A 12,944-nucleotide genomic window follows, 5' to 3' on the forward strand; every position below is an offset into this window, starting at 1 on the left:
GCGTTCAGGTGGGGGCGGGCACGCCGACAGCGCGGCCCGCACGGCTCAGGCGCGCAGCGCCTCCAGGTCACGGATCAGTTCGCTGGCGGCGATCGGATCCAGGCCGGACAGCGGGTCGGCCTGCTGCATGCCGCCCCAGCCCCCGGGGGAGCCGAACTGCACCTCGCCCAGTTCCTGCTCGGGGTACTCGTTGACCATGCCGACGATGATGCCCGGATCAAGCAGCAGCTCGATCACCTTGCCGTTGGCCAGCGGCTTGGTGAAGTACCAGATGCCACCGCCATCCTGGGCCATGCCGCGGCGCCAGCCCTTGTTGACCAGGCCGAGCACGCGGCCGGTGGGCACCTTGGCGCCCTTCCAGCGCAGCAACTTGTCGGTGGGGTGTTCGTCGGCCTGCAGGGTGTAGGTGTCGCGGCCAATCTGCGCGAACGGCTGCAGCAGTTCGTAGTCGGCCAGCACCTGGCCGAATGCGGCGGCATCGGCGGCAGAGAGCTCCAGCGCATGCGGTACGCCGATGCGCACCGCCTCGCCCTCGGGCAAGTCGATGGGGTCGTCGTTGGCGTCGGTGAAGCTGCCATCCTCGGCAACGCGGAAGCAGGCCTGCAGCTGGCCGCCATGGGACTGCCCGTCGCTGACCGCGTACACGCCCCAGACCAGCCGCTGCACCAGGTGGCGCAGCAGCGGGTGTTCGACCAGGAACGCGCGGAACAGGGCCGGGGTCCAGCGCCGGCGCGCGCACATGGCCAGTTCCAGGCGCAGGACCTGCTGGCTGGCGATGGTGCGTACATCTTTCTTCAAGGCCTTGAAGCGTTCGACGCTGGCCTTGGCAAGCGCGGCGTCATCGCTCTTCTTCGGCTTGGGCAGATCGTCCAGGCGCGGGCCTTCGCCGGCGGCGAGGATCTCGCGCACGTACGGCTTGAGCGCTTCGTCGAACCCCACCTTGTAGGCACGCGGGCCGAAATCCAGGCGCAGGGTGCCGTGCGCGTCCAGGTCCAGGTCCGGGGCGAGGCGGTCTTCCAGTTCCTCGGTGGTGAGCTTGCGTGCCTCGGCGATCGCGGCGATCTTCTCGCGGGCCTTGTCCTGCAGGCCCTTGAACTTGATCTTCTGGGCGATGCCGTTGATCTGCATCAGCGCCACGTCGGTGCCGATGGAGGCCAGCACATCCAGGCCCGACACCGCACGGGCATGCGCGGCTTCGCCGGGCCAGCTGCGGATGAAGGGGGTCAGGCGGCGGGCGGTGTCGTCGTTGCCGAACAGACCCTGCGCGGCGAGCGCCCAGTTGTCCTTGCCCGCCCCGCCGGCGTTGAGCCAGGCACCGAACAGGTCCCAGGCGAAGTCGGCAAGGCTGTCCGGGCGGCAGGCGTCGATCACCTGGCCAATGCCGGCGTAGACCTCTTCGTTGGTGGGGAAGGTGAGCATTTCGCCGAGCACATCGATGGCGTCCTCGTCCAGCGCCTTACCGTTGTGCAGCTGCGGCCGCCGCCAACCGCTGGGTGCCCAGAACTCGGGTAGCTTGCTGCGGCGGGTGGGGTAACGCTGCAGCGGATCGTCCTCGAGCACCTGCTGCAGCGCCTGCAGCACGTCGTCGCGGCCATGCCGTGCGGCCACTTCGCGCAGCAGCGCTTCGTGGCCCTGGGCGGCCAGCAGGCGCACGCCGGCACCGGCACTGTCGCGCAGTTCGCCGGGCTTGCCGAACGCAGCCGGCAGCAGCCCGGCAGCGGCATGTTCGGGATAGGTCAGCAGCCACTGGCGGCCGATGTCGCGCACGGTCTTGAGCTTGGCGAACGCGCGTGCGGCGGGCAGCGCCAGCTCCACCGCTCCCACGTGCAACGCATCCGCCAGGCAGTCGGTGGGCTTGCTGCGCACCATGGCGATCAGCGCCGGCCGCACTGCCAGGCCATGTGCGGCCACCATGCGCGAGATGCTGTCGCTTTCGGTTTCGCCGGCGATCGCGTTCCAGAACGGCGCGGCCATGCCCTCGGGCAAGGCGTCGATGTACGTGGGTGACAGGCAGAACCAGTAGTACTGGCTGCGGCGGCGCACTGCGATCATGTCCCGCCACAAACTCACCAGTTGCGGGGTGTCGCGCGCCACGATGGCCTCAGCAGCCTTGGCGTTCAGCGCCTTGAGCGCGTCGTCGCGCATCGTGAAGCCGATCTCGTCGGCGGCGCGGTTGGGCTGCTGGCGGCACTCTTCCATGCGCTGTGCCTGCCAGTTGTTCAGTTGCATCGCCGCTTCGCGGGTGCCGGGTGCCCAATGCTCCACCGGTTCGACCGCCAGCATCGGCACGTCCAGCACGGCCTGCGCCTGGCGGGTACGCGGCTGCCGCCAGGGGGCGGCGGCCAGCACCGCTGGCAGTTCATCGGTGCCAGCGGTCTCCTGCGGCCCGCCCAGCAGAGCGCGCTGGCGCTGGATCACGGCCAGCGCGGCCGGCTCGATCCATGGCTCCAGGGCCACGGCACGCTCGCCCATTCCCCGAAGCAGCTGCACCAAACTCGGCGTGAGCAGGCCCGCGTCCTTTCCACCGGCGGCGATCACGCGCGAGACAGCCACCAGCGCCGCCTCCGGCCAGCGATTGACCGCCAGCCCCAGCCGGGCCAGCGCATGCTTTGAACTGCTGGCTGCACGCGCCACGGCCTCCACCGCCTCGGGGGTGCCGATGTGGGCGAGCGCATCGCCGGCTTGCTCGATGATCGCCCCCGGCTCCAGCAATGGCAGCGCCGCCACGCCACGCTCCACCAGCACCGTGGCGACGAAACGCGCATCGCTCCAGAACTTCTCGTTGGGGCGCAGCCGCATCGCCACGTCGAGCGCGGCCGGATCGGTGGCGATGGTCATCAGCCAATGCAGGCAGGCGTGTCGTTCCGCGCCATCGGTGGGCGCCAGCAGCAGCGAGTGAGCCAGGGCCGGCACGTCGGGCAGCAGCAACAGCAGCGCCGGCTGGCGGCAGGCCGGCACGTGCGGCAGGTGTTGGGTGATGCGCGCCACGCAGGCCTGCCACACCGCCTCATCGGCCACCGACAGATGCTTGCGCAGCGCTTCATCGGCGGGGCTGAGCGGTCTGCTCCAGATCGAGCCAAACGGGGCATCGACCTGGCCATGGAAGCGCAGGCTATGCCGTTGGGAAGAGGAGTCGTACTCGCTCTCGACCTGGATCTGCTGCGCGTCCAGCAGCATCGCCACGACGTCTTCCAGGCCATGGCTGGCAACCAGCCAGTGCACCACGTCGGCGAACAGTCCTTCGTGCCCGTAGTGATTGTTGAGCGCCACCACCAGCAGCATCCGGTCGGCATCACGGTCGGGCGCAGGCGCAGCTCCCCGCAGCCGTTCGGCCATCCTGCGCAGGGCCGGCAGCAGGGCGGCATCGCTGCCCGGCTCGTTGACGTCCACGCTGAGCCGACCGTTCAAGCGCTTCCACACGACGATCGGGTCATGCGCCGGCAGCGTCGCCGGAAAACGGCGCGAGGCGTACATCAACGCCAGGTGTGGCGGGGTAATACGTACCGGCGTGCCTTGCGCCGACCACGGCGGCAGGCGGGGATCATGCGCGACGTCCGGCGCGACGGGGGCCATGTTGGTGAACCAGTCCGACCCGACCTGCGTCGCGACCGCAGGCGCATCCTCGGCGATCTGGGTATGCCAGGACTGCAGCATCCCCGCGTCGCGAAGGGCGGCGTAGGCCAGCTGCGCCCCCACGTCACTGACGCCGCCGCGGCGACGCAGGCCGGTGACGGTGAGCGAATCGCCCGGCTTGAGCGCGCCGGTGAGGATGGCGTGGCGGATGTGCTCGAAGGCCGTTGCCGCTTCGTCATCGGCATTGGCCACCGGCGTGGGGGCCGCAGGGGCGACGCTGGGTGCGGGTGCGGGTGCGGGTGCGGGTGCGGGTGCGGATGCGGATGCGGATGCGGATGCGGATGCAGCAGGCTGGGGCACCTTGGCGGCGCGCGGCGCGGCCTTTGCTGGCGCGGTCGGTGCGATCCCGGGCGTGGCTGCTGCACCGGTTTCGCTGTAGCCCTTGCCGGTTTTTTCATTGACCAGCTTGGTCAGCGCCAATGCAGCCTTGGCGGCATCGGCAAAGGACTTGGTCTGGCTTTGCCCTTGGGTTCCGATGCGGCCCCAGCGGACATTGAGGTCGGCGTCGACCTGTTCCACTTCCCAGAACTTGCTGGTGGTTCCTTCGACGAGTTCGAATCGACGCATCACGTTCGTGCTTCCCTGGCTTGCGCGGTGGCCACAACGCAACCGCTTCCATGTGCCCATAGCATATCGGCGAACGGCAGCACCCGCATGACCGCCGGCCTACTACCGGCGGTGCAGCGTGCGTCGCAGGTGCGGCTCAGGCGCGCAGGGCTTCCAGGTCGCGGATCAGCTCGCTGACGGAAATGGCATCGAGTGCGGGGGGCGATCGTCAAGCCGGGCGCAGCAACGCGAGCTCGAAGGCGGGATCGCGGGCGTTCCAGCGTGCGCTGACCCGCAGCCCGGCCTGGGCCACCAGCGCGGCGAAGGATGCCTCGGTGTACTTGTGACTGTACTCGACGGTCATTGCTTCGCCTTCGGCGAAATCGAACCGCTGCCCGGCCACATGCACGGTCTGCGCGCGGGTACTGACCAGTTCGGTTTCGATGCGCAGGCGCTGCACGCTGTAGCGCGCGCGATGCTGGAAGGCGTCCAGGTCGAAGTCGCTGCCGATCTCGCGGTTGAGCCGCGCCAACAGGTTGAGGGTGAACGCCGCCGTGACGCCGGCGGCATCGTTGTAGGCGGCCTCGATCAGGGCCGGGTCCTTGTGCAGGTCGATACCGATCAGGGCCATGCCGTCACGGCCCATGGTCTGGCGCATCGCCTGCAGCAGCGCGACCGCGTCGGGTTCGGCGAAGTTGCCCAGCGTGGACCCCGGGAAGAACAGCAGCCGGCGTGCGGGTTCGCGCTGCGGCTCGGGCAGCTGCACCGGGCGGGTGAAGTCGGCGCAGACCGGCAGCATTTCGATGTCCGGCAGGGCCACGGCCAGCCGCGCGATGCTGGCAAGCAGGGCGGCGCGCGAGATTTCGATGGGCGTGTAGGCCACCGGGTCGGCGAGCGCGTGCAGCAGCAATTCGGTCTTGCGGCCGCTGCCGCTGCCCAGTTCGACCACGTGCAGGCGCGGGCCGACCACGCCGGCGATGTCGGCGGCGCAGTCCTGCAGCAGCTGCAGTTCGGTGCGCGTGGGGTAGTACTCGGGCTGGCGGGTGATCTGCTCGAACAGCGCCGAGCCGCGGGCGTCGTAGAAGTACTTGGAGGGCAGCTGCCGGGGCCGGGTGGACAGGCCCTGCAGGATGTCGGCGGTGATCCGGGCGCGATCGGGCTGCAGGTCGGTGAGCGCCTCGAGCGCGTCGGTGACGGTGCTCATGCCGGGTCCCGCGCAAGGCGCACGCCGGAGAACTGCCAGCGCGCCGAGGGTGCGAAGAAATTGCGGTAGCTGGCGCGTACGTGCGCGTCGGGGGTGGCGCAGCTGCCGCCACGCAGGATCCATTGGCCGTTCATGAATTTACCGTTGTACTCGCCGAGGTTGCCGGCGAAGGGGCGAAAGCCCGGATAGGCACCGTAGGCGCTGCTGGTCCATTCCCAGACATCGCCGAACAGCTGCAGGAGGGCGTGGTCGCCTGCCGGGGCGCCGCGCGGGTGGAGGTGGTCGGCGTCGGCAAAGTGGCCGTGGGACGGGACGCCGGCGGCGGCCGCTTCCCATTCGAACTCGGTGGGCAGCCGCGCGCCCTGCCAGCGGGCGTAGGCGTCGGCTTCGAAATAGCTGAGGTGGCAGACCGGTGCATGCGGGTCCAGCGGGCGCCAGCCGCCCAGGGTGAACTCGCGCTCCAGCGCGTCATCCCAGTACAGCGGGTGCTGCCAGCCTTCGGCCTGGCATAGCGCCCAGCCCTCGCTCATCCACAGGCCCACCTCGGCATAGCCGCCGGCCGCGATGAACTGCCGGTACTCGGCATTGCTGACCGGGCGGTTGGCCAGGGCATGGGCCGGGACCAGAACGCGATGCACGGGGGATTCGTTGTCATAGGCGAACGCGGCATGGGCGGGCCAGGCGGGCGCGCCGATCTCGACGATCTGCTCGGGGCTGTCCTGCCAACGCAGCGGCGTGGCGGTGGCCTGCGCGTGCGCGAGGTCGTCGCGGTACGCCGGCTGCAACGGGTTGCACCATAGCGCGTGCTTGATGTCGGTGAGCAGCAGCTCCTGGTGCTGCTGCTCGTGGTGCAGGCCCAGCAGCAGCTGGTGGCAGGCCTGCGGCGCGAGCGCGTCGGCCTGCAGCAGGGCGATCACCTGCGCATCGACCCGGGCACGGTAGTGCAGCACCTGCTCCAGCGAGGGACGCGAGAGCAACCCGCGCTGCGGACGCGCGTGCGCCGGACCGATGCTCTGGTAGTAGCTGTTGAACAAATAATGCCACTCGGCATTGAACGGGACGTGGCCGGGCTGGCTGGCCAGCACGAAGCGTTCGAAAAACCAAGTGGTATGGGCCAGGTGCCATTTGCTGGGGCTGGCGTCGGGCATGCTTTGCACCATCGCATCCTCGGCGCTCAGCGGTGCCGCCAGCGCAACGCTGCGCGCGCGGATGCCGGCGTAACGCGCCGCAAGTGCAGCGGCAGGGGATGTGGCGGCGGGCGGTGGCGAGGCGACGGCGGTGTTCATCGCGGTCAGGATCGACCAGCGCTGGTGAGCGGGACGTCATGGGAAGGCTCACGTGGCGTGACACGCTCAAGTTGAATACGCAGCGGCCGCTACCGGGAAGACCATTGCCTGCGTGGCCCGGTTTGCACCTGCAGCCCTGGCGCGCCGGCCTGCTTTCGTGGAACCGTTCTTGCCCAGTCACCCGCTACGCCAGCCCGGCCATTACCTGTTCCTGTTGCCTGCCCTGCTGGTAGGCGTCGGGGTGTGGTCGGCCACGCCGGCCGACGAGGTGGGCAGTGCGATGCACCGCATCCTGCCGCTGGTGCTGACCTGCCTGGGCACCGGCCTGGGCCTGGTCTACAACCGCGTGCGTGCGGTGTGCCTGCTGCTGGCGATCGCGCTGGCCTTTGCCGTGCTGCACGGGCTGGTGGGCAGCTTCCTCAATACCGGCGCGGTCAGTGCGCTGACGCCGCTGGTGTTCCATGCGGTGTCGCTGTGGCTGCCGCTGCTGTTTGCGTTGCACGGGCTGTGGCCCGAGCGCGGCAGGATGCGCCAGGACCTGCTGCTGCGCGGCATCGTCAGTAGCGTGGCCGTGGGCGTCTTCGCGCTGCTGGCGGCGCAGGGCCCGCAGGGCATGCACGACCTGCTGTCGAACCATCACTGGCCCTGGTTGCCGACCGGCTGGAGCCGCCTGGCCCAGGTGCCGACGGTCGCCTTCGTGGTGGCCCTGCTTGGGTTGGCGGTGCAGGCGCTGCGTCAACCACGCCCGCTGCATACGGCGATGCTGGTGGCCCTGCTGGTGGTCTGGGCGATGCTGCCGCGGGTGTTCCTGTCGCCGGCCCTGCTACCGGCGTTGGCCAGCACGGCCTTGCTGCTGCTGGTGTCGGCGATGCTGCAGGAGTCCTTCCACATGGCCTATCGCGATGAACTCACCGGCCTGCCCGGGCGGCGGGCGCTGAACGAGTGCCTGCAGCGGGTGGGCGCCACCTACACGATCGCGATGGTGGACGTGGACCACTTCAAGCGCTTCAACGATACCCATGGCCACGACAACGGCGATGACGTGCTGAAGCTGGTGGCCGCGCGCCTCGCGGGCGTGGGCGGTGGCGGGCGGGCGTTCCGCTACGGTGGCGAAGAGTTCGCGCTGGTGTTCCTGGACCGCCCTGCCCCGGCGTGCGTGGACGCGGTGGAAGCGGTCAGGGCCACCGTGGAAGGTACGCGCCTGCAGCTGCGCGACCGCGCCGCGCGGGTCCGCGACGATGCGGTCGGACGCTTGCAGCGCGGCCGCGGCGGCGCCGGCACGGTGGTGCAGGTGACGGTGAGCATCGGCATGGCCGACAGCCGGGTGGGCGACAGCCCGCAGGCGGTGCTGAAGGCGGCCGACCAGGCGCTGTACGCGGCCAAGGACGCCGGGCGCAACTGCGTACGCGCGCACGGCCAGCAACGGCCGGTGGCGGTGCGCAGCCGCGAGGCGGCTCAGGGCAGCGCGTCGAGGTAGAACCAGCGGCCGTCTTCGCGGACGAAGCGGCTGTGTTCCAACATTTTGACCGCACTGCCGCCGCCCACCTTGTAGCGGGCGGTGAACTTGACCTGGGCGTGGTCCGGGTCGGGGGTGGTGTGCGTGTGGATTGTGAGGCCCAGCCAGCGGGTGCGCTGGGCGGGCGCTTCGTCCAGCGACAGTTCTTCCGGGCGCGTGGACCGATGCCAGCTGGCCAGCAGGTAGTCCGGCAGCTGCTTTACGTAGGCACTGTAGCGCGAACGCATCAGGGCTTCGGCATCGGGTGCGGCGGCGCCTGCGTGGTAGAGGCCGCAGCAGGCGGTGTAGGCCAGCGGGCGGCCGCAGGGACAGGGGTCGGGTGTGGTCATGGCGGTATTGTCGCGCGTTTGGGTGGGTACGCCGGGGGTGTTGGGGCGGTTAATTCGCCGTGGGTGCCGACCGTTGGTTGGTGCGTGCGGTGGTGGATGGCAGCCGACCAACGGTCGGCTCTACCCGGTGTGGGGGGGCGGGCGTATGCTTGCGCGCCTTGTGTCGCGAAGTTGCTGCCGTGCTCGAGCTGGTTCCCCCTGAGCTGTTGTGGTTGGTGGCGATCGCCTTCATCGCCGGTCTGGTCGATGCCGCGGTCGGTGGCGGTGGGCTGGTGCAGTTGCCGGGTCTGTTCACGGTGCTGCCGCAGCACACGCCGGCGATGCTGTTTGGCACCAACAAGTTCAGTTCGATGTTCGGGACCGGTGCGGCCGCGTGGCGCTATGCGCGCAATGTGCGCTTCCCGTGGCGGCCGGTGCTGTTCGCGGCGGGCACGGCGTTCGTGTTTTCCTTCGCCGGGGCCACGGCGGTAAGCCTGTTGCCCAAGGACGCGGTGCGCCCGCTGGTGCTGGTACTGCTGGTGGCGATGCTGGGCTACACGTTGTGGAAGAAGGACTTCGGCGCCCTGCACCGGCCGCGCGAGATCGGCCGCAAGGAGCTGGGGACGGCGCTGGCGATCGGGGCGGTGATCGGCTTCTACGACGGCTTCTTCGGCCCGGGCACCGGCAGCTTCCTGATCTTCCTGTTCGTCCGCTTCTTCGGGCTGGACTTCCTGCGCGCCTCGGCGGCGTCGAAGGTGGTGAACCTGGCCACCAACGTGGCGGCCATCTCGTTCTTCGTGCCGACCGGCAACATCCTGTGGCTGTTCGCCCTGCCGATGGCCGCAGCCAACATCATCGGCTCGGTGGTGGGCACGCGGCTGGCGCTGCGCGGCGGCACGCCGTTCATCCGCAAGCTATTCGTGGGCCTGGTGGTGGTGCTGATCGCGCGGATGGGGTGGGATACGTTCGGCGGGTGACGCGTGGCGTTGGGGGGATCGCGTAGAGCGGGGCTCTGCCCCGCTGCGGTTGGTGCGGACGTGGTCCGGGAGCAGCCGACCAACGGTCGGCTCTACCGGGGTGCGCTTAGGCGTCCTGCTGGCGGCTGCGTTCGGGCAGCTTCAGACGCTTGGCCTCTTCGTCGTACTCGATCAGCAGTACGCCGGAGTCGTGGCGGCCGCTGATTTCGACGAAGCAGGCGCCGCCGATGAACGGCTCGAGCGTCATCACCGACTTCAACGGCGTGGCCACCACCATCTGGAAGCCGAAGTTCTCGAAGATGTTCATCGCCAGCGCGGTGAACTCGTTGTCGGCCTTGTCGAACGCTTCGTCCAGCACCACGGCGGCATAGCTGGGCAGCTGGCTTTCGGCGCCGCCCAGCTGGTAGCGCAGCGCGGCAGCCAGGCAGGTGGTGGCCAGCTTCTGCCGCTGGCCACCGGATTTGCCGGCGCCACTGCGGTAGATCTCCACCTGCTGGCGGGTGGCCGCATCCAGCTCGACGCCGATGAACTCCACATGCAGGCGCACGTCGAGCACGTTCTCGCGCCAGCGCCGGTCCTCGCCTTCCTGCGAGCCCAGCCGCTTGACCAGTTCGCGCAACACGGCGAACTGTGCCTCGGCCACGTCGCGTTCTTCGGTCTGGTGGTGCGACAGCACTTCGCGCAGCTGCTGGTGGAACTCCAGGACCTCCGGCAGGCGCCGGTCGCTGAGCTCGATGGTGAGCAGGGTGCCGCGGTTGAACGGCACCTGCTCCAGCGAGGCGTTGACCTCGTCCAGGCGCTGGCCGATCGACTTGCGGGCTTCGGCGCTGTGCCGCTGCAGGGCCAGCAGGTTGTTCTTGCTCTGGTTCTGCAGCAGGTCGAAGAAGCGCTCTTCGTGCTGCGGCAGGCCATCGCGTTCCAGGCGCTGCAGGCGGGCCAGGAAATCGTCGGCCGAGGCGACCGACGCGGTGAAGTCGCCGGATTCCTCCGGCCATGCCTGGGCGAAGCGCCGGAAACAGGCCACCAGCTGCGTCTCCACACGGTGGACGTCGTGCTGTGAGGCGGCGAGGCTTTCGTTGATGCCCTTGCTGATCTCGCGCATGTGCGCTTCCAGCGTTTCCAGGCTCAGCCCACCCAGCGCGTCCAGGCGGCGCTGCAGCCCGGCTTCCTGGGTCGCCCCGAGTGCCGGCAGTACCAGGGCGCGGCTGCGCTGGCGCTGGGCGTCGAGCTTGTCGCGTTCGCGGGCGTGCTGGGCAAGTTCGACGCGGGTATCTTCGTAGGTGCGGCGGGCCTGCGCGATGTCCGCGCGGGCCTGGTCGATCTGCTGGGCCAGGCGGGCCAGGTCGGCGTTGCCTTCCTTCAGCTCGTGCAGCGAAGCGGCAATGTCGTCCAGGCGCTGGGTCGCGGTTGCGACGTCCACTTCCTCCCACACGAAGTTGACCAGCTGGTTGCAGGCCAGGCGACGGTCGTTGTCGCGGTCGCGCTGGCTGCGCAGCCGGACAACGTCTTCGTCGCACGCGGCGATGCGTTGCGCCAGTTCCTGCGCTTCCTTGCGGAACAGCGCCAGCTTTTCGGTGTTGCTGAAGCCCAGCAGCCAACGGCGACGGTCGCTGATGGAATTGCGGTCGTCCTTCTCGAAGCGGTCGCCGGGGTGCTTGACCTGGCCTTCGCGGGAGATGCCGCGATCGACATCGCGCAGCTGCTTGGCCTCCACGCACTCGTAGTCGTAGCGCTTGCCCAGCTCGCGGCGCAGCCACGGTTCGAACACGCTGTCGCGGAACTCCAGCTTGTGCAGCAACGAACGCGCGGAGGGTTCGCGGGCGATGGCATCGTCATTGCGGCGCACGCGGTAGTAGGTCAACCGCATGCCAAGGTGGGTGCGATTCACCCACGCGTTGACCTCGTTGTAGTGCTTGTCTTCCACCAGCAGCGACTGCGCGAAGCCAAACAGCACGCGCTCGATCGCACCCTGCCACGCGCCCTGCTCCTGGCGGACCTGGATCAGTTCGCCCACGAACGGCAACGCCGCTTCGGGCACGCCGGTTTCCTCGGCCAGGCGGCTGCGCAGTTTCTGCAGCGGGGCGGGAATGCTCGACGGATTGCGCTCCATCGCCTCCAGTTCGGCGCGGACATCGCCGAAGCGGCGCGTATCGTCCTGCTTGCCGGCCAGGCGTTCGGTGATGGCATCGTCCAATGCGGCCGCGGCCTGCTGGCGATTGTCCAGCTCGCCCTGAGCGCGGGCGATCAGCTGGGCGAAGCCGTGCGCATCATCGGGCACCGTCTCCTGCAGCTTCTCTGCCGCCTGCCGGGCCTGGTCATGCTTGGCCTGGCGGCGGTCGCGCTCGGCCTGGGCACGGCCTTGCTCGCGTTCCAGTTCTTCGATGCGCTCGCCGCCCTGCTGGCGCCGCTGCAGCTCCAGCCCGGCCAGGTGTTCTTCGTGGTTGCCCAGCGTCTGGCGGCGCTGGGTTTCTTCGCCCAGCAGCCCGCGGTGGCGCACGTCGATGTCGTGCAGGCGCTTTTCCAGCAGCTGCTGCAGGCGCGATTCGCGGAAGCTGTCCAGCCCGAGCTTCAGGGTTTCCTCGTCGGCGCGCTGCAGGTTCATCGCCTTCAGCTCGGCGTGCAGCGCACGCGCGGGCAGCAGGGTTTCCACCTGGCGGCGGGCGGTAACCACCGACTTATGGGCGCCATCGAGTTCGGCGAAGTCGCTGACCAGCCGTTCGGAGGCGTCGAACGTCTTGGGCGTGTCCAGCATGAAGTCGCGCAGGAAGACGTTGAGGTCGCCCAGGTTCTTGGCCGACTGCGTCTTGTGCAGCAGGCGCAGCGCCATTTCATTGTCGATGCCCAGCAGGTGCCGGAAGCGCTCGGCGTAGCCGACGAAGCTGTCGAAGTGATGCACGTCGCCCAGGCGCTGCTTGAGCTTGCGCAGGTCCAGGTCGAAGCCGCCCAGATCCTTGGCGATGTCGAACGGCCGCTCAGCGATCAGGTAGTGCTTGCGCACGTCAGCGGCGGCCGCGCCGTTGCCGGCGATCCAGAACAGGCGCACCAGGCTGACCACGCGGCCATCGCCGGCGCGGTACTCCAGCACCAACGCGGTCCAGGTGGCGCCCTTGCGCAGGTACTGGGTGGCGATTTCGCCAGTGCCCCGGTCTTGCTGGTCGGCCCAGGCGCCGCGCACGTAGGACACTAGGTTGCGGTCGCGGCCACTACGTTCGGCTTCGCGCGCGGCGGCGTTGAAGTCGACGATCGACGGCGGTACCAGCATGGCCGACATGGCATCGAGCAGGGTCGACTTGCCCGAGCCCGAGCGGCCCACGAACAGGAAGCCGCGCTCGGCGATCGGCACTTCGGTCAGGCCGTTGAAGGTGCCCCAGTTGTGTACCTGCAGGCGGCGCATGCGGAACTGCTGCAGCCGCGGATCGGGCAGCCCGTCGTTGAACAGGGCGGGGGTGTGCTTGGAAATGGCCATGCGTTATC

Annotated in this window: 7 protein-coding genes; 2 read left to right on the forward strand and 5 right to left on the reverse strand. The window is 69.2% G+C overall.

Features of this window, described 5'->3' with window-relative positions; all coding sequences use genetic code 11:
• Positions 1-45: 45 nt before the first annotated feature.
• From ACZ0AE_RS20065 to egtB, 3 genes are all read right to left on the reverse strand, one after another.
• Entirely contained in the window at positions 46-4,200 is a 4,155-nt protein-coding gene (locus ACZ0AE_RS20065; RefSeq protein ID WP_463601992.1) for a DUF4132 domain-containing protein, read from the reverse strand.
• 208 nt (positions 4,201-4,408) lie between these two features.
• Positions 4,409-5,383 (reverse strand): L-histidine N(alpha)-methyltransferase, encoded by a 975-nt coding sequence (gene egtD / locus ACZ0AE_RS20070; protein ID WP_463601993.1) that lies wholly within the window; start codon positions 5,381-5,383, stop codon positions 4,409-4,411.
• Positions 5,380-6,669: an ergothioneine biosynthesis protein EgtB gene (egtB, locus tag ACZ0AE_RS20075; protein WP_038691626.1), complete on the reverse strand. Its 1,290-nt coding sequence runs from the start codon at positions 6,667-6,669 to the stop codon at positions 5,380-5,382. Before egtB ends, egtD begins: the two co-directional genes overlap by 4 nt.
• A gap of 169 nt (positions 6,670-6,838) precedes the next feature.
• On the opposite strand from egtB, the gene ACZ0AE_RS20080 reads away from it, so the two are divergent.
• Entirely contained in the window at positions 6,839-8,146 is a 1,308-nt protein-coding gene (locus tag ACZ0AE_RS20080) for a GGDEF domain-containing protein (protein ID WP_463601994.1), read from the forward strand.
• On the opposite strand, the gene ACZ0AE_RS20085 is transcribed toward ACZ0AE_RS20080, so the two are convergent.
• Positions 8,125-8,514: a YchJ family metal-binding protein gene (locus tag ACZ0AE_RS20085; protein WP_447596132.1), complete on the reverse strand. Its 390-nt coding sequence runs from the start codon at positions 8,512-8,514 to the stop codon at positions 8,125-8,127. The two genes, ACZ0AE_RS20080 and ACZ0AE_RS20085, sit on opposite strands and share 22 nt — an antisense overlap.
• A gap of 179 nt (positions 8,515-8,693) precedes the next feature.
• Here ACZ0AE_RS20085 and ACZ0AE_RS20090 point away from each other — a divergent pair, with 179 nt between their 5' ends.
• Positions 8,694-9,470, forward strand: a complete 777-nt coding sequence (locus ACZ0AE_RS20090) for a sulfite exporter TauE/SafE family protein (RefSeq protein WP_038691622.1) — start codon at positions 8,694-8,696, stop codon at positions 9,468-9,470.
• Positions 9,471-9,576: 106 nt separating this feature from the next.
• Here ACZ0AE_RS20090 and ACZ0AE_RS20095 read toward each other — a convergent pair whose 3' ends face one another.
• On the reverse strand, positions 9,577-12,936 hold the full coding sequence (locus ACZ0AE_RS20095) for an ATP-binding protein (protein WP_038691620.1): 3,360 nt from the start codon (positions 12,934-12,936) through the stop codon (positions 9,577-9,579).
• Positions 12,937-12,944 lie beyond the last annotated feature (8 nt).

Source organism: Stenotrophomonas sp. AC248, assembly GCF_979258185.1.